The 18,191-nt window shown below is 58.8% G+C and carries 14 protein-coding genes and 1 pseudogene; 11 read left to right on the forward strand and 4 right to left on the reverse strand.

Features of this window, described 5'->3' with window-relative positions; all coding sequences use genetic code 11:
• Positions 1-13: 13 nt before the first annotated feature.
• The 6 genes and pseudogenes from CGA22_RS18225 (at position 14) to CGA22_RS27550 (ending at position 4,704) form a co-directional block, all read left to right on the forward strand.
• On the forward strand, positions 14-742 hold the full coding sequence (locus CGA22_RS18225; RefSeq protein ID WP_188258668.1) for an ABC transporter permease: 729 nt from the start codon (positions 14-16) through the stop codon (positions 740-742).
• Complete coding sequence (locus CGA22_RS18230; RefSeq protein WP_041021172.1) at positions 739-1,449, forward strand: ABC transporter permease; 711 nt, start codon at positions 739-741, stop codon at positions 1,447-1,449. The genes CGA22_RS18225 and CGA22_RS18230 overlap by 4 nt, the downstream gene beginning before the upstream one ends.
• Positions 1,450-1,501: 52 nt before the next feature.
• Positions 1,502-2,263: an ABC transporter ATP-binding protein gene (locus CGA22_RS18235; protein ID WP_041021173.1), complete on the forward strand. Its 762-nt coding sequence runs from the start codon at positions 1,502-1,504 to the stop codon at positions 2,261-2,263.
• A 12-nt stretch (positions 2,264-2,275) separates the two neighbouring features.
• Complete coding sequence (locus CGA22_RS18240; RefSeq protein ID WP_052435088.1) at positions 2,276-2,779, forward strand: Lrp/AsnC family transcriptional regulator; 504 nt, start codon at positions 2,276-2,278, stop codon at positions 2,777-2,779.
• A gap of 35 nt (positions 2,780-2,814) precedes the next feature.
• A pseudogene (locus CGA22_RS27545) lies at positions 2,815-3,846 on the forward strand (cache domain-containing protein); the annotation flags it as partial.
• Between the two features lie 93 nt (positions 3,847-3,939).
• Positions 3,940-4,704, forward strand: coding sequence for a methyl-accepting chemotaxis protein (locus CGA22_RS27550; protein ID WP_370444486.1), 765 nt, complete (start codon positions 3,940-3,942; stop codon positions 4,702-4,704).
• 27 nt (positions 4,705-4,731) lie between these two features.
• Here the strand turns inward: CGA22_RS27550 and CGA22_RS18250 are convergent, their stop codons facing one another.
• Positions 4,732-5,367 carry a LysE family translocator gene (locus CGA22_RS18250; protein ID WP_041021174.1) on the reverse strand — a complete coding sequence of 212 codons (636 nt, stop codon included), beginning with the start codon at positions 5,365-5,367 and terminating at the stop codon, positions 4,732-4,734.
• Between the two features lie 371 nt (positions 5,368-5,738).
• The gene (locus CGA22_RS18255) at positions 5,739-6,653 is read right to left on the reverse strand and encodes a LysR family transcriptional regulator (protein WP_041021175.1); all 915 of its coding nucleotides are present in this window, start codon (positions 6,651-6,653) and stop codon (positions 5,739-5,741) included.
• A 256-nt stretch (positions 6,654-6,909) separates the two neighbouring features.
• Between CGA22_RS18255 and CGA22_RS18260 the strand changes: the two genes are divergently transcribed.
• The 5 genes from CGA22_RS18260 (at position 6,910) to CGA22_RS18280 (ending at position 16,058) form a co-directional block, all read left to right on the forward strand.
• Entirely contained in the window at positions 6,910-7,935 is a 1,026-nt protein-coding gene (locus CGA22_RS18260; RefSeq protein ID WP_041021176.1) for a zinc-dependent alcohol dehydrogenase family protein, read from the forward strand.
• Positions 7,936-8,594: 659 nt separating this feature from the next.
• Positions 8,595-10,082, forward strand: coding sequence for a hypothetical protein (locus tag CGA22_RS18265; protein WP_041021177.1), 1,488 nt, complete (start codon positions 8,595-8,597; stop codon positions 10,080-10,082).
• Between the two features lie 96 nt (positions 10,083-10,178).
• The gene (locus CGA22_RS18270) at positions 10,179-11,576 is read left to right on the forward strand and encodes a PLP-dependent aminotransferase family protein (RefSeq protein WP_041021178.1); all 1,398 of its coding nucleotides are present in this window, start codon (positions 10,179-10,181) and stop codon (positions 11,574-11,576) included.
• Positions 11,577-11,666: 90 nt separating this feature from the next.
• Positions 11,667-13,313 (forward strand): phosphoglucomutase (alpha-D-glucose-1,6-bisphosphate-dependent), encoded by a 1,647-nt coding sequence (pgm, locus tag CGA22_RS18275; protein ID WP_188258669.1) that lies wholly within the window; start codon positions 11,667-11,669, stop codon positions 13,311-13,313.
• Positions 13,314-13,589: 276 nt separating this feature from the next.
• Positions 13,590-16,058 (forward strand): UvrD-helicase domain-containing protein, encoded by a 2,469-nt coding sequence (locus CGA22_RS18280; protein ID WP_041021179.1) that lies wholly within the window; start codon positions 13,590-13,592, stop codon positions 16,056-16,058.
• A 194-nt stretch (positions 16,059-16,252) separates the two neighbouring features.
• Here CGA22_RS18280 and CGA22_RS18285 read toward each other — a convergent pair whose 3' ends face one another.
• Both CGA22_RS18285 and CGA22_RS18290 read right to left on the reverse strand, forming a co-directional pair.
• Complete coding sequence (locus CGA22_RS18285) at positions 16,253-16,531, reverse strand: DUF1652 domain-containing protein (protein ID WP_003201764.1); 279 nt, start codon at positions 16,529-16,531, stop codon at positions 16,253-16,255.
• A 192-nt stretch (positions 16,532-16,723) separates the two neighbouring features.
• Positions 16,724-18,184 (reverse strand): MFS transporter, encoded by a 1,461-nt coding sequence (locus CGA22_RS18290; protein WP_041021180.1) that lies wholly within the window; start codon positions 18,182-18,184, stop codon positions 16,724-16,726.
• Positions 18,185-18,191 lie beyond the last annotated feature (7 nt).

Consider the following 18,191-nt stretch of genomic DNA (forward strand, 5'->3'; position numbering starts at 1 on the left):
TAGGTTGTTGATCATGTTTGAAACATTATTAGGCGCATTGGGGCTCTCTGCATTCAGCTTGCAAGGCTTCGGCCCGCTGCTGCTCGAAGGCACCTGGATGACCGTCAAGCTGTCCCTGTGCTCTCTTTTACTTAGCGTATTGCTCGGGTTGATGGGCGCCAGCGCTAAACTGTCCAGTCTCAAGCTGCTGCGTATGCCCGCGCAGCTCTACACCACACTGATTCGTGGGGTGCCGGATCTGGTGCTAATGCTGTTGATTTTCTACAGTCTGCAAACCTGGCTGACGGTCATCACAGTGGCATTGGGCTGGCAGTACATCGAAATCAATCCCTTCGTCGCAGGAATCATCACCCTTGGTTTTATCTACGGCGCCTATTTCACCGAAACTTTCCGCGGCGCCATGCTGGCCGTACCCCGTGGTCAGGTCGAAGCCGCTACTGCCTATGGGTTAAGTCGCGCCCAGCGTTTTCGCTTTGTGGTATTCCCGCAAATGATGCGGTTTGCCCTCCCGGGGCTGGGCAATAACTGGATGGTAATTCTTAAAGCCACCGCATTGGTGTCGATCATCGGCCTGGCTGATTTGGTAAAGGCTGCCCAGGACGCAGGAAAAAGCACCTATCAATTGTTCTTTTTCCTAGTACTGGCTGCACTGACCTACCTGATCATCACCAGCATCTCCAACTTCGTCCTGCGCTGTCTGGAAAAACACTACGCCGCGGGTTTACGGGAGGCGGTGCGATGATCGAACTACTGCAGGAGTACTGGAGGTCATTCGTCTACAGCGATGGCCAGCAAATCACTGGTCTGGCCATGACATTATGGTTGCTCAGCGCATCGCTTTTCATCGGCTTTATCGTATCTATTCCATTGTCCATCGCACGCGTGTCCCCCAGGTTTTACGTGCGCTGGCCGGTGCAGTTTTATACCTACCTGTTCAGGGGGACACCGCTCTACATCCAACTGCTGATCTGCTACACCGGAATCTACAGCCTCGCCGCAATACGCGCTCAGCCTGTGTTGGATGCATTCTTTCGCGATGCAATGAACTGCACCATTCTTGCCTTCGCTCTGAACACGTGCGCTTACACCACCGAGATATTTGCCGGGGCCATTCGCAACATCGCTCATGGCGAAGTCGAGGCGGCAAAAGCGTATGGCCTCTCGGGATGGAAACTCTATGCGTTTGTGATCATGCCGTCAGCCTTGCGTCGCTCGCTGCCGTATTACAGCAACGAAGTGATCTTGATGCTGCACTCAACCACGGTGGCATTCACCGCCACGGTGCCGGACATTCTCAAAGTTGCCCGTGACGCGAACTCAGCGACCTTTTTAACCTTTCAATCGTTTGGGATTGCGGCACTGATTTACCTGACGGTCACCTTTGCGTTGGTCGGAGTGTTCCGAATTGCCGAACGTCATTGGCTGGCCTTTTTAGGGCCGACTCACTGAGCCCTGTATCTGACAGGGCCGCTCCCAACCCGCTTAGAGGATGATTGCGAACATGTACAAATTGACGGTTGACGGACTACACAAGAGTTACGGTACCCATGAAGTACTCAAGGGTGTTTCCCTGCAGGCCAAAACGGGCGATGTCATAAGCCTTATCGGCGCGAGCGGTTCGGGAAAGAGTACGTTCCTGCGCTGTATCAATTTTCTCGAAACACCCAACGACGGTGCCATGAGTTTGGATGGCAAACCAATTTGTATGGTTAAAAATCATGCTGGATTACGTGTGGCGGATGACCGCGAGCTGCAACGACTCCGTACCCGCTTGGCCATGGTCTTCCAGCATTTCAACCTGTGGGGACACATGACCGTGTTGGAAAACATCACCATTGCCCCGCGTCGGGTGCTAGGCGTCAGCAAAAAAGACGCAGAAGACCGTGCGCGGCGGTACTTGGATAAAGTCGGCTTGCCTGCCCGTGTTGCCGATCAGTTCCCTGCGTTTCTTTCCGGTGGTCAACAGCAGCGGGTAGCGATCGCCCGCGCCCTCGCCATGGAGCCCGAAGTCATGCTGTTCGACGAACCCACCTCGGCGCTTGACCCTGAGGTGGTGGGTGAGGTGCTCAAAGTCATCCAGGGGCTTGCTGAAGAGGGGCGCACCATGATCATGGTGACCCATGAAATGGGGTTTGCACGCAAAGTGTCGAACCAACTGCTGTTCCTTCATCAAGGACTGGTTGAAGAGCAGGGCGGACCTGAAATTCTGGATAACCCCAGAAGCGAGCGCCTGCAGCAGTTTCTGTCCAACGGGCTTAAGTGAAATGCCTTGGCTATGACCAGCGGAACAAAGAACCACGCGGCCCATGAGGGGTTGGGACGCATCGACGCGGCCATCGTCGACGTACTGCGCCGCAATGGGCGCATCACCTATAAAAAACTCGCCTCACTGGTGCACTTGAGCGAGAGCCCTTGTCAGCAACGCGTTCGCAAGCTGGAGAGGCTGGGCGTCATCCGCGGTTACGGGGCATTTATTGACGAGCGCAAGCTATTACCCTGTTTATCACTGGTGGTTCTAATGACCCTGGCTGAGGGCAGGGGATGCAGCACGCAAAAGGTATTTGAGGCGCTTGTCAGTGCTTGCCCGCAAGTCATTAAGTGTCACCTGGTGAGTGGTGCGCTTGATTACTGCCTCCGAATACGCTGCCGGGATATGGAGCATTTCCGATCAGTCACTGAATCATGGCTGGAGAGCACTGAACTGCACCTCGAGAAACTGGTGGCCTATCCACAGCTGGCCGTCATCAAGCCTTTATCGACGCACCTTGGTATCGAATAACAATTACAACACTTCACGCCTAGAGATAAACCATGATGATTGCGAACCTGAAGTTCAGTCATAAGGTATTGCTTGCGGCATCATTCGTTGTTGTCGCAGCGTTTTCGCTTTTTACGCTTTACAACGACTCGATTCAGCGCAAAACCATTCGCTCGAACCTTGAAAGCCACCTAGAGGAAATGAGCAAGATCACGGCTGCAAGCGTTCAGTCCTGGCTCTCTGGACGGGTACTTCTAATAGATCATGTTGCCCAGACGGTTGCCAATGATCCCGCGTCGCAAAACATCACGCGGCTGCTGGAGCAGAGGTCGTTGTTATCGACGTTTACCTTCACTTATCTAGGCAGTCGTAACGGTAGTTTCGTCATCCGGCCAAAGGACGATCTACCTGCTAATTACGATCCTCGCACGCGGCCTTGGTATACCGACGCAATGGCTGCAGGAGGGACAACGCTGACTGAGCCTTACCTCGATGTGACGACAGGGCAACTGATGATGACCATTGCAACGCCGGTCAGTCAGGACGGCAAGCCGCTTGGAGTGGTAGGCGGGGATCTTACACTGGAGACGTTGGCGACCATTGTCAGCTCGCTCGACCTAGGTGGAATTGGCTATGCCTTTTTGGTCAACGCAGATGGCAGGGTGTTGGTTCATCCAGAAAAAGAACGGGTGATGAAGCAATTGAGCGATATTTACCCCCTGAACACGCCATCACTTAGCTCCCATATCGGCGAGACGGAGCAGGACGGAAAACCTCAAATTTTGATGTTCTCGCCGATCAAGGGACTGCCTTCGGTGAACTGGTATATCGGTTTGTCTATCGACAAAAGCAAAGCTTATGCGGCACTTGATGATTTTCGCACTTCCGCCATTTTGTCGATGGTTATTGCCGTGGCGACCACGCTGCTTTTGCTGGGCTTGCTTATTCGCGTACTGATGCGGCCCCTGAGATTGATAGCTACAACCATGCGGGATATCGCCCAGGGAGAGGGCGACCTTACCCGCCGCTTGAGTGCGCATTCGAAAGATGAGTTCGGAGAACTGGCTGCAGACTTCAACCTTTTTGTGGAACGTATTCAGCACTCAATACGTGAAGTGTCTTCTGCTACCGAGCATGTCAATGAAGTGGCCAGGCGTGTAACGCAGACCTCTAGTGCGTCAATGTCAAACTCGGACGATCTGGCCAATCGCACCAACAGTATTGCGGCCGCGATTAACGAACTCGGCGCGGCGGCCCAGGAAATCGCACGTAACGCGGGTGACGCTTCCCTTCAGGCGTCGGATGCCCGGTGCCAGGCTGAAGATGGCCGCGAGGTGGTGACCCAAACGATAAATGCCATGGGCGCGCTCTCTGGGAAAATCCGCACGTCATGCAGCAACATAGAGGCGCTGAATGGTAAGACCGAAAATATCGGTCGAATTCTTGAAGTCATCAAGGGCATTTCCGAACAGACCAACCTGCTGGCACTCAATGCCGCGATCGAGGCCGCACGGGCGGGTGAAGCCGGGCGTGGGTTTGCTGTTGTAGCTGACGAAGTTCGCAGCCTGGCTTACCGCACGCAGACGTCAGCCCAAGAGATCCATACAATGATTGCAGAGCTTCAGATGGGCGCACGTGAGGCGGTACTCACCATGAACGAAAGCGAGCGCTACAGTAAGGACGGCGTGATTATCGCCAACCAGGCCGGTGAGCGGCTGGGCAGCGTCAGTCAGCGCATCGGCGAGATTGACGGAATCAACCAGTCGGTGGCGACAGCAACTGAACAGCAAACTTCAGTCATCGATTCACTGAACATCGACATCACCGAGATCAAAACCCTCAACCAGGAAGGGGTGGAAAACCTGCAGGCCACACTGCTTGCTTGTGACGATCTTGAACGACAAGCCACACGACTCAAGCAGCTGGTGGATGGCTTTCGAACTTAGGCCATTCCTACAAGAGCAGGCATTGAATCACGCGCGCGAGAACAGCAGCTTAAAACCTGCTGCCCCAAAGACCAACGCAAGGGTGCCTTCAATCCATCGGCGCGCCCTGCGATAACCCCGAATCATCGGTGCCGTGGAGAACACGATCGCATAACCGCAGAAAATAGAAATGCTCAACACCGCACAGCCAGCCAGGATGATCATAACTGTTTCAGGTGTCGCTTGTGGTCCCAGACCCAGCGTCATCGTGGCGATCCAGCCCAGTAAAGCCTTTGGGTTGGTCAGGTGCATAAGCAAGCCCCGCCGGTAGAGGCCAAAACCCGAGATAGGCGGTGCTGCGCCCAGCGCTTTCTCGATTTTCTCGTCAGGTGTCAGGGCAGAACGTCCCGCTTTCAGGGCTAGGAACAGCAAGTATGCTCCGCCGACGATCTTGAACACGAAGAGTGCCTCTGCGAACTGAAGCAGAATGGCCGAGACGCTTGTGGCGGCCATCGATCCCCAGAAAAAAGAACCACTGATCACTCCGGCTGCAAGCATCAGCGCAGGTTTTCTGCCTTGGTGCATGGCAACGCCCATGATCCGCATATTGCTGGGCCCCGGGCTTGCCGCTCCAACAATGTAGGCGGTAAAAACGAGTAGAAGGTGGTGGAAATCAAATGACATCAGTCGACCCTCGAGCTGCTTGTAATAGCTCGCAGCTTAAGTGTTCATAAGCTATTCGTCATTGGGTTCTTTAGCTGAATTTTCTGGCTTATTTGATTCTCATCTCATGGGACTGGATCGCGCTCAATGGGATGTTTTCCATCGCCAACTTCCTGTAGTCCTACGCCGAGTTTGCCCCTGCCAATCCCGTCATCAGCGTGTGATTTTTCGAGATTTGGGCTGCTAGAAATTAGATTGGGGGCATCCTTTTCAAACCATCCAAAGCATGCCCTCAGATATGCCCCCAATGTAGCAATCCACTGGAGGTGGATGGATCTCCATGGTCTATGAAAAGGCAGAAATGATCAGATAAACAGCCCGCCAGATGGCTTCTATAGACTCTCAGGGTCGCCAAAGAACATCTGAATCCGCGACCGCAGCCAGCGCTCCCCCGGGTCATTGTCCTGGGACCCACGCCAAGCCATGTGCAGTTCAAAGCTGCGCACCGGGATCGGTGGGTCTTCGGCGCGCACGCCGCCGGCGGCGGTCAGCGCGTCAGCGGTGTAGTCGGGGACGGTGGCGACGATGTCCGTGCCTGCCAGCAAGGTGCTCAGCCCATTGAATTGCGGCACAGCCAGTACCACATGGCGCTTGCGACCGAGTTTTTCCAGCTCTTCATCGATGAACCCGCTCAGATCACCGGCGAAGGACACCAGGGCGTGAGGACGTGCGCAGAATTCGTCCAGGGTCAGTTGCCCCGGCGCTGTGTCGGCCCGCAACACCTTGGGCGAGCTGCGGCGCAGGACCTTGCGCTTGGCGTTGGCCGGCAGGTCGTCGGTGTAGCTGACGCCGATGGATATTTCGCCGGACGCCAGCAGGCTCGGCATCAGGATGTAGTTGACGCGACGCACCACCAGCACGATGCCAGGGGCTTCGGCACGCAGGCGCTTGAGCAGCATCGGCAGCAAGGCGAATTCGGCGTCGTCCGACAGGCCGATGCGAAACACCGAGGTGCTGGTGGCCGGGTCGAATTCCGCCGCGCGGCTGACCGCCGTGGAAATCGAATCCAGGGCCGGGGAGAGCAGGGCGAAGATTTCCACCGCCCGGGCCGAGGGTTCCATGCTGCGCCCGGTGCGCACGAACAACGGGTCATCGAACAGGCTACGCAGGCGCGACAGCGCGGCGCTGATGGCCGGCTGGCCGAGGAACAGTTTCTCGGCGGCGCGGGTCACGCTGCGTTCATGCATCAGTGTTTCGAATACGATCAACAGGTTCAGGTCGACACGACGCAGGTCATTGCGATTCATCTGGGGTCCTGGCAGATTCGGCGAGCTTGACGTGAGCGGTCATATGCGAACAATGACCGGCATGAATCTTACGGGGAAAGACTGGTACTCTGCACTGGCTAAATGAATTTTTGTAGGATTTGCCCTAGGGGGCTGATTGATTTTCTTGCTGCGGAATCAATGACAGGCATGTCGACTATTAATAGCCACTGATGGTCTTGGGTACAAAGCCCGGATAGAGTTCATGGCATTAGAGGTTACTTTGACGAGGTTTGCGATGTCCCGCACGATCCGTTTTCACAAGTTTGGTGGTGCCGAGGTGCTCAAATGCGAAGAGCAGCCGGCGGCTCTTCCTGCGCCAGGAGAAGTGCAGGTCCGTGTCGAAGCGATCGGCATCAGTTGGCATGACACCCTGTGGCGCCAGAACCTGGCGCCGTCCCAGGCTCGCCTGCCTTCCGGCCTGGGTCATGAAATGGCCGGCGTGGTAACGGCGGTCGGGGACGGTGTCGACGATCTGGCCGTGGGCGACAAGGTCGCCAGCTTCCCCGCGCAAAGTGCGAACGATTATCCGGTGTACGGTGAGATCATCGTGCTGCCGCGCACCGCGCTGACCCGATACCCGGATGTCTTGAGCCCGATCGAAGCCGCGGTGCACTACACGCCGCTGTTGGTCGCCTATTTTGCCTACGTCGACCTGGCGCGGGTCAAACCCGGGCAGTTCGCCCTGGTCACCGATGCCAGCCACTGCGCGGGCCCTTCCTTCGTACAGCTCGGCAAGGCGCTGGGTGTACGGGTGATCGCGGCCACCAAGACCGCTGACGAGCGCGAGTACCTGTTGTCCCTGGGGGCCGAGAAAGTCATCGTCACGGAAGAGCAGGACTTGCTGATGCAGATCAACAAGCTCACCGACAATCGTGGCGTCGACGTGGTGTTCGACGGCCTGGGCGGGCCGCAGATGTCGCTGCTCGGCGATGTCCTGGCCCCACGAGGCAGCCTGGTGTTGTATGGCCTGCAAGGAGGAAACCAGACACCGTTCCCGGCCTGCGCGGCGTTCCAGAAGAACATTCAGTTCTTCGTGCATTGTATCGGCAATTTCACCGGCAAGCCGGAACTGGGCATCATCCAGGACCAGGCGGCGGTGCAGCGGGCACTGCGCGATATCAATCAATTGACTGCCGACCGCGTCCTGTTGCCACTCAAGACCCGGGTCTTTCCGTTCGCCGAGTTTGTCGAGGCTCATCGTTACATGGACGAATGTCCTTGCCGTGAGCGCGTTGCCCTTCAGGTTGTCGATCCCGCCTGATTCCCGTCTCGCGCAAGAGTCATTGTCCCTGGCTCTTGCGCTGCCTCTGGCCCGATCGGGCCGCCTTTCTTCCTTCCTGCTTCAGCCCCTCCCAACGACAATGCGTGGGTGTCCGGCTGTCCGTCCACAACGAGCCCGTTTACCTGGCGGGCAACTGAACTGGTTTTTGCCCTCAATCTGTATCTTCTAATCATTATTGAAGTCCTGATAATTGAATGCTGGTTTTCAGCTCAAGGAAGAAGTCATGGCTCAATACATGTTTCCGGAAAGGCTTGATCCTCCATTGTCTGTTCAAGAAGCTTCGGACGTTAATGGAGGCAGGGCCTTTTATCGATTATCGGAAAAACAGTGCGAGGTAAGCGGCCAATTAAAGTTCGGCAAGTTCGTTATTTCTCGTGCTCATTGTCTGTGGGACGCTGTCGGAATTCTCCTAGGACGCATCGTAGGATTCACAAGGCCCAGTGATTTCGCGGCTTTCAGGCTTGATCGAAAAAGTCGGCGGCCGATCTCCTATGTATGTATCAAATAATTACGACGAGCAAAGCTCGAGCGTATTGCTAATACTCTTCGCAGTAGTGAAATAAGTCTTTCATCCGAACACGTCGCGCGATCACGTGGGTGGGTGCGGCACTGATATTTGAACTTCCAGGTAAATGGTTATGAGCGCAATTCATGAGCAGGCAATGATTCACGTGTATCAACAGATACTGCAGCGGCTGTTGGGTTTTTATTCCCGTGCGGAGCGTACGGCGTTGCAGCTTTTGATCCAGCGTCTGATCGTCGCCGCTGGTGGCATTGAGCGGATCGGTGATTACCGTGTACTGACGGTCCTGAACGGGAGCCGGGACAGCTTTTACGTGCTGACGGCCCTGCGGGCCGCGCAACTGAGCATCGCCGGCAGGAATCCCGTGACCTTCGACCTGCGGGTCGCCACGCCACGGCTGAGCGAGACCACCCAGGCGACCCTGGAAAACATCCATCGTTGCTATAGCGCGCTGTTCGTCTATGACGATCCCCGGGTAGAGCTGCTGATGGCGGATAACCGCGAAGTGGTGCCGTTCAACCACAGGCAACCATTGTCGGTGGCCGGACACGAGTCCAACCGCATGGACATGTTGGTCCTGGGTCACCTTCGCTCGGTCGACAGCCCTTTGGAGATTGGTGATGACGGCTACCTGGCCATGGCGGAGTTCTACCGTCACATGGCTCGCTGGGAGTCGGGGGTGGACTCCCTGGTCAGCAGCGATACGCCGCGCCAGCAGAGACAGTTCATGGCGGGCCTGCGACGTGCGACCCGCAAGATCGGCTTGGGTATCGAAACGACCACCACCTTCGACAACCTCTTTACGCAGCTCGATACCCTGGGCGACGATCTCTATCGGCATTTCTATGGGCCGCACCGCTTCGGCACGTGGAAACCCGAGGGCCATTTCGAAGCATGCCGGCGGGTAGGGCACATCGGCATCGATGACCTGATCGTCGATCGCTGCGAAGAAATGAACTGGCTGCTGTTCAGTGAGTTCCTGAGGGTACGGACCGACGACCTCATCGCTTCGGCACCGGAAAACGAATACCTCAGTCCGTTGCTGTCGGCCCATTTGCATGGCCTGCAGGCGGCTTGCCTGCAGGGACGCAGTTACGAAGCGGGCTACGGTGACTATGTGCAGCGGGCAATCATGATCATGCATCGCAAGCAACTGCCGGAACACGTCTGCGAACAGGCCCGGGAGCTGTTCGGCCCGCCTTCGGCCATTGCGGAGCGCCGAGCCCAGGCCGCCGCCGAAGCGCAAACGACCCTGGGACTCAACGAGGCGCAATTGGTGTGCATGCTGTTCGCCCCCTTTGTCGAGAGGGGCGCGGGGCTGGAGCATTTCCTGCGTTGTTGTCACCCCGGCATGCTGGTGGCGATGCCGGACCTGCACAAGGCCATGCAGGGCGCGACAGTCGCCGATCAGGTGGCGCAATGGATGGTGGATGTCAGCGGCCTGTCGATCGACATGCTCGGCAGGCTCTATGGGGCGAGCGTAGCGTTACCGGAATACGAAAACACCTTGGGAACCGACCCGCAACAGGCTGTCGACAACGCCGATACCGAAGCGCCCGGGTTGGACAGCGATGGCCTGCGCGAAGGCTCGGGCAGATATTGAGGGGGGCGGTTTGACGGCTTCACCCACCTCGTATCCGGCCACCGCTGCTGGGGTTCCGCCGCGGCCGGTCGCGGCCCCTCCAATGGGTCCGAAGCCATGAAGGGCTCGCGGGAAACGGATTTTGCCTACCAGGCGGTCTATCGCTACCTGACGGCCCTGATCAGCGAGCTGGGTAGCGAGGCCCGGGTTCGATTGCCGTCGTTACGGCAACTGGCCGACCGGTTGAACGTGTCGATCTCTACTATCCAGTACGCCTATTCGCTATTGGAAAAGGAAGGGCGGGTCTACTCGATAGCCAAGTCCGGCTACTACGCGCTGCCAGTGCCCAGTGTGGTCGCCCTGGGCGGCGGTGACGATCTGCTCGAGACGCTCTATGTCAATGCGCGGCGACCGGGCATGCTGGTGCTCAGCGCGGACGAACCGGCGTCGATGCAACCCCTGGACAGCCCGCTGTTGCTACTCGAACGCGAGCTGCTGCGCCAGTACCCGCGCGCCTCCCAGATGCCTTCGCAACCCTGGGGCGAGCTGGAACTGCGCGCTGCCTTGGCGGCCCGTTACACCTCCTCGCCGGCGCGCTGTTGGAAGGCCGATGATGTGTATATCGGTGCCGATCTGCGTGGCGTGCTGGAGATCCTGATCGCCGTGCTGGCGCTCAGGGGCGCCACGGTGCTGGTCGAATCGCCCTGCGACTGGACGATCCTGCGCTTGCTGCAGGCGGCCGACGTCAAGGTGATCGAGCTGCCGTTGTTGGCGGACGGCGGCATCAGTCTCGAGCAACTGGAGCAACTCCTGCAGAATGAAACCGTGCGCCTGGTGGTGCTGTCTTCGGTGTTGAGCATGCCGAGAGGGACGCCTGTTCCTGAGGACAACCGCCGGGCTGTGGCGGGTTTGCTGGAGGAGCACGGTACCTGGGTGCTGGAGAACGACAGCTACACGGACCTGATATTCGAAGCCGGGGTCGTGCCTTTTCGCGACCTGCTCGACCCTGACCGGCTGATCGTCTATTCCACTTTCGAGAAAACCATCGGCCCGGAGGCGCCGTATGGTTATGTGCTGTCGCGTCAATTGACCCTGCAACTGCAGCGGCATTTCCTGCTGCGCGCGTTTCGCCTGTCGCCCATTCGGCAGAAGGCCATCGCCCGCTTGTACAGCAACGGTCGGATCGACCAGCATCTGCTGGTGTTGCGGCGGTTGTTGCGTGAAAGCGCGATCTCGACGATGCAATTGCTGCGGGAGCGGCTAGGGGACAGTTTGCAGTGGGTTGAAGCCCAGGGCGGCGCGACAATCTGGATTCGATCGTCGCGCCGGGTGGACCTGCGGCAGGTTTTCCAGCGTTTGCTGGCCCAGCGCATCGTTATCGCCCCTGGCGAACTGTTCAGTATCCAGGGGCTCTATACCCAGCATTTGCGCCTGACGCATGCCTTGAGTGGTGCAATCGACCTGGATACGACGCTCTGCGCGTTGGCCGATGCGTTGCGGCTTGAGCAATCGTGAGAGGGGCAAGGGATCGAACCCATCGCGCCACGGTCGAACTGTCAGTAAACTGCATCCCATTTCCCAAGCCACTCCACCCAGAGGTTTTGCATGACAGTCAGTCCATTTGCGGGCAAGCCGGCACCGGCAGAGTTGTTGATCGATATCCCGCGACTGGTGACGGCCTATTACACCGGCCGGCCCGATGCCTCGATCGCGACCCAGCGTGTGGCTTTCGGCACCTCGGGTCACCGTGGCAGTTCCTTCGACCTGGGGTTCAACGAATGGCACGTGCTGGCTATCAGTCAGGCCATCTGCCTGTACCGTGAAGCCCAGGGCATCGATGGCCCCTTGTTCGTCGGCATCGACACCCATGCGCTGTCTACCCCTGCCGGTGCCAGTGCACTGGAGGTGCTGGCCGCCAACGGCGTGACCGTGATGATTGCCGAAGGCGATGAGTACACCCCGACGCCGGCGGTTTCCCACGCGATCATCTGTTACAACCGGGGGCGCACCACGGGCCTGGCGGACGGTATTGTCATCACGCCGTCCCATAACCCGCCGCAGAGTGGCGGCTACAAGTACAACCCCACCAACGGTGGCCCGGCCGATACCCATATCACCAAGTGGATCGAGGCCAAGGCCAACGAACTGCTGGTCAACCAGCTGGCCGGCGTCAAGCGCATCAGTTACGAGCAGGCCCTGAAGGCCGAGACCACGCACCGTCACGACTACCTCAACACCTACGTGGCGGACCTGGTCAATGTCATCGATTTCGATGCCATCCGCGCCGCCGGGTTGCGTCTGGGTGTCGACCCGCTGGGTGGAGCAGGGGTGCGCTACTGGCCGGCCATTGCCGAACATTACCGTCTCGACCTGGACGTGGTGAATACCCAGGTGGATTCGACGTTCCGCTTCATGACGGTCGACTGGGACGGGCAGATCCGCATGGATCCTTCTTCCAGCCATGCCATGCAGGGGCTGATCGGCCTGAAGGAGCGTTTCGACGTGGCCTTCGCCTGTGACCCGGATCACGACCGCCACGGCATCGTGACACCCTCCGGCGGTCTGCTGGCACCGAACAACTACCTGGCGGTCTCCATCGATTACCTGTTCCAGAACCGTCCGCAATGGCGCGCCGATGCCGGCGTCGGCAAGACGGTGGTGAGCAGCGGGCTGATCGACCGCGTGGCCAAGCGCCTGGGACGTCGTCTTTATGAAGTACCGGTAGGTTTCAAGTGGTTCGCCGATGGGCTGTTCGACGGTTCTCTGGGCTTCGGCGGCGAGGAAAGCGCCGGTGCTTCGTTCCTGCGCAAGGACGGTGGAGTATGGAGTACCGACAAGGATGGCCTGATCCCGGCGTTGCTGGCGGCTGAAATGACCGCTCGCACCGGTCGCGACCCAAGCCAGGCCTACCGTGCCCTGACGGACGAACTGGGCGAGCCGTTCTCGGTACGCGTCGATGCCAAGGCTACGCCCCAGCAGAAGGCCCTGTTGAGCAAGCTCTCGCCGGATCAGGTCGCGTCTACCCAGTTGGCCGGCGAGGCGATCCAAAGCATTCTCAGCCACGCACCGGGGAACGATCAGGCCATCGGTGGCCTGAAGGTGATGACCGAAAACGGCTGGTTCGCGGCGCGTCCATCCGGCACCGAGGACATCTACAAGATCTACGCTGAAAGCTTCATTGGCGACGAGCACCTCAAGAAGTTGGTGAGCGAGGCGCAGACGCTGGTGGATGGCGCTATCAGCGGCAAGTGATGTGTGTGTGTGGGAGTGAGCTTGCTCGCGATAGCAGTGGGTCAGGTTGCATCGATGTTGGATGTGCCGACGTCATCGCGAGCAAGCTCGGCTCCCACAATACACACCTGTGGGAGCGAGCCTGCTCGCGATAGTGGTGGTTCAGACCACAATCATGTCGATGCGACACCACTTTCAGTTCATCGCCTAACCCCATGACTTAAAAGCTTTTGGGTGGCACTCCTCGGCAAATACAGACACCATAGGGCATGGTTCTGAACACCGGAGTCCCAAAGCGTGCCGCAACACTCTCCCGATCTGCCTCCCGAACTGCTTCCCTTGGCGCAAATGCCGCTGCTCAAACGTCTGGCTGCCCGTTTTTTCGGCCATGGCCTGACACGCCTGCGCGCTCAGCACAGGGCTTCCTGGTTGCATGGCCAGGCCGATGGATTCCGCAGCGGCCATACCGCCGGGTTCGATTACGGCTTTAAAGAGGGGAAGGCCGAGGGCTTGGAAGAGGGACGCCAGGTCTTGTTGATCCGCGATTACCGCAATACGGAACATCCGGCTCCCAAGGTCGATGACTTGCTGTTCGACGATTGGCGCTTGCCCCTGACCTCCGAGCTGAAGAAGCGCGTAAAGGCGGATGTTGCCCGTTTGCTGCCGGCCCATGCACAGCCCAGTGCTGCGCAATGGAAGATGATTTTCAGCGATACACCGTCTACCTCGGTGGTTGCCGGAGCGGGCGCAGGTAAGTCCACGACCCTGGTGCTGCGCATCGTGCTGCTGTCCCAATACCTGGGCTTCGAGCTGGACTCGATGACCGTGGTGACGTTTACCCGGGAGTCACGCAAGGACTTCATCCAGAAGTTGATCGAGGTCTTTGCCCTGTGGGGACGAGCGGTCAGCGCCAAGGAAGCTCGCGACCTGGTGCGGACCTTCCATTCGCGCATCTTGCCCATGGTGCGCAGTTTGCCGGGATTCGAGCGCCTCCAGGCCTTCGAAACCCTGAGCCATCGCACGGGGGCCGGCGATGACGATGCCGACGGAAATCCCTTCGACTTGCGCATCAACGACGCCCAACGCCAGCAACTCAACGCCTGTTATCACCGTCTTTATCAGCGCGACGAGCGTTTCCGCGAGCTGATCAAGCCGCTGTCCCGGCACGCTTTCCAGCTCAAGGAGCTGGAGCGCGATCACCCTGACGTACAAAAGCGCATAGCCGTGACCGAGCTGGCCGCCCAGCGCGACGAAGAACTGTGCGACGCCATCGAGGATCTGTGGTTTCGCGCCGGTGCGTGGCCCATCAAGGGCGTCGAGCCCAAGCGTCAGGCATTCGAGATCAATGGCTCGAAATTTCATTGTCATGGCTACATCCCCTCCCTGGACGCTTGGGTGATGCTGGGGTTCGATTCGCGGGAGGATGCCCGGCTCAGTCGTCCAGGCGCACGACTGAGTCTGCGCGCGGAATGGGCGGTCAAGCGCACTCTGTTTCAAGCTTTCTGCCGTAAACCATTGATATGGATAGAAAGCTACGAAGGATCGAAACGTTTGCTCGCCTCACTGGCCGGAGACGCCAGCGCCGGACCGGGATTCGATTACAAGGTCAAGGGAGAGCTGGGGTCGGCGCCGCTGCTGGATTGTTTCGTCGCGGCAGCCGGTTTTATCGAGAACCTGGGCCTGGATGTCCCGGATGCCGTAGGCCGGATGAGTTTCGCCCAGGATGACCCTGATCGGTATTTTTTCGAGGCGCTGAGCCGCTATTGGCGGGCGTTCGAGGACCATCTGCTCGACCAGTCGCCTCCCGTCATGACCTACAACCGGATGTTTGCGCTGTTCAGCGAGCACTCGCCGGAAAACTTCAAGTTGCTGGGCGATGCGCTTCTCAGGCCTATGTCGCACCTGATGATCGATGAGTTCCAGGACGTTTCCCCGCAGATTGTCTCCTGGCTTCGCGCAAGCCTTCGAGAAGTGCGCCGCCGGGGCCCCGCGATGCACGTGGGGCGCGGCGCCCAGCATTCCTCCTTGTTGTGTGTCGGCGACGATTGGCAGTCGATCTATGGCTGGCGCGGCAGCTCACCGAGCTATTTCATGGGGTTCACCCAGCAATTTCCGTCGCCGGCCAATACCCGGGTAATGCTCACTGACAACTATCGCAGTCATCAGCACATCATCGACGCAGCGGAGCATATCGTCCGCGCGGCGGCTGCCATCCCCGGTAAAAAGGCCAAGGCCAGCGGCCAGTCCACATTGTTGAGCCCGGTCAATGTGCTGGATCGGGACGATGAAGGCTTGGCCCGGCGGCTGGATGAGCACTATCGCAAGGGCGACTCGATATTAATGTTGTATCGAAAAAGTAGCGATAAGTCCTTGATAGAAAAGTATATTCAGCCGACAGTTAATGTGGATTCTAGCTTGCCTTATGAGGCGAGGCGCCTGAGGCAGATGACCTATCACAGCGCCAAGGGGCTCCAGGCCGATGCTGTGTTCCTGTTGGGCGACTGCCAGCACCTGACCCGCTCACCCTACAAGAATCAGGTCTATCGAATGGCCGGACTGGGTCAGGACGGTGACGCCGAGCCGTACGATACGGCGCAAAGGGACGAGATCCTGCGCCTGGCCTACGTGGGCATCACCCGTGCGGTACGGCATTGCTACTGGTACGTCGATGAACCGGACAGCCAGGCCGCCAACGCGCCCAGGGCTTCGGACCGTATCGACAAGGGCAAACCGTTCTTCGTTGACCATCGCCGCGCTCGCAGTTGAAGGCGCTGGACTGGTAGTTGCCTGGAAGATCGCCATCGCGAGCAGGCTCGCTCCCACAAGGTCCCGGGGTGGCTCAGCAAGTGTGTTCACCCAAACTCCTGTGGGAGCGAGCCTGCTCGCGATGGCGGCGCGACGACCACCCAAATACCCCAAACAGCGCCCACAAAAAAGCCCACCAATGTGGGCTTTTTTACTCAGGACGCGAACCGCCTCAAACCAACCGGTGGTACGAAGGCTTCCAGCTCGGCTTCCACCGCTTCGATAATTCGTTCCACGTCAGGAGCGTTCATCACGGTCGCGCAGGGGATGCCTGCAATCGCGATCATGGTTTCACCGCTGGCGCGATCGAACAGCCGAGCGACCATGCTGCCCGGTGCATCCATACTGGCTTCGAAGCCCATGGGATGGAAATGCCAGCGCATCAGCTGGCAAGCGTTGGGAAACGTAACCTTGCTGAACGATCCTTTATTCATCTGTTGCCCACCTTCTTCATCAAGCGCTTCCGTTTGCTCTTGTCAGGAAGGAAGAGCCATCATGGCCCTACCAGTGAGAGCTAAAAATAGCACTTGATAATGAAATCCATGTGTCTTTTTTCAGTCCGTTTTGCGATTGGTTCACTTTTTTTGATCTGCATCATGAATTAAAGGTCAGGGCCCAGAATGCCATCACCCTTTGTCCGGCGAAGGTTGAGGGGCGCTCAGCGGCTCTGGCGCACGGTATTGCAGGGCGATGAGCAGTGCCAGAACCACCATCGATAAAGCGGCGGCGAAGGTAATATGCAGGCCGTTTGCAACCTCCTCAGGGCTGGCAGCGGAGACGCCGTTTGTCGGTAACGCTGAGGCGAATACCGCGCCGAGCACCGAGGCGCCGGTGAAGAAGCCCAGGTTGCGCGACAGGTTGAGCAACCCGGCAATGACGCCGCGCTTTTGCGCAGGAATATCCGTCATTACTGCCGTGTTGTTGGCAGGCTGGAACAGGGCGTAGCCCAAGGTGGTGACCACGATGGCCATGACATAGCCGCTCATGCCCAACGCGGGAGGCACCAGCGTCAACATCAAGCAGCCCAGCCCCATGGTCGCCAACCCGACAAGCCGCATGGGCCGCACGCCGAATCGATCCGTGAGGCGCCCGGCAGGCACGCCGGTCAACGCAGCGACGCAGGGGCCGACGGCCAACACCAACCCCACCAGTGCGGTCGGCAGTCCCAGGGTGATGGACAGGTAGAAAGGCCCTACCAGCAGCGTCGCCATCATGACTGTCGCGACCAATGCACTTGTTGCCAGGCCTGAAACCAGCAGCCGGTCGCGGAACAATGCCAGAGGGATCAGCGGCGACTTCACCCGGCGCTGGGTCAGGACAAACAGCCCACCGCCTAGGATCGCCACCAGCAGCAAGGCGATATTGAGCCCGTCAAAATGACCGCGTCCCAAGGTCATGGCCAGCGCATAAGCGCCCAGTGCCATTGCCAGCAGCACCGTGCCGATGATATCGAAGCCCGTTCGTTCGGCATTCGTCTGCGGGCGATGGGTGGGCAAGGAGCGCCAGGCCAGCAGCCACGTCAGGAGCCCGAGAGGCACATTGATAAGGAAGATGGCCTGCCAGCCAAAGACGCTGACCAGCGTACCGCCGAGCGAGGGCCCAAGGGCAGTGCCCACCGCTGACAGCGTGGCCAGCAAGCCCATGGCGCGACCGGTTCGGTCCTTGCCAACCGTTTCACCGACCAGGGCCAGGGTCAGGGTCATCATGACGGCGGCTCCGAGGCCTTGCAGCGTCCGGCCTGCGATCAATAGCCCAAGGGAAGGGGCGAGTCCGCAGAGGACGGACGCCAGGGTGAACAGCAGAATCCCGGCCAGCAGTAGTTGCCGACGTCCCAGCAGATCACCCAGGCGCCCGACGCTGACAATCAGCGTGGAGATCGCCAGCAGATAAGCCAGCACCACCCATTGGACCGCCTGGAAGGAAGCGCCGAACGCTTCGGCCAAGGCGGGCAGGCCAACTGTGGCGACGCTGGTGCCCAGCGAGGCCAGCAAGGTTGCCAGGGCAAGACTGGTCAACGCCCAGCGTGTCGAGGTTTGGGAAGCGCCGGTCATCTCCGGCGAGCAGGGTTGCGTATTGGCTGGTTTCATTCTGTTC

Source organism: Pseudomonas sp. PSB18, from assembly GCF_014596565.1.
GTDB lineage: Bacteria > Pseudomonadota > Gammaproteobacteria > Pseudomonadales > Pseudomonadaceae > Aquipseudomonas.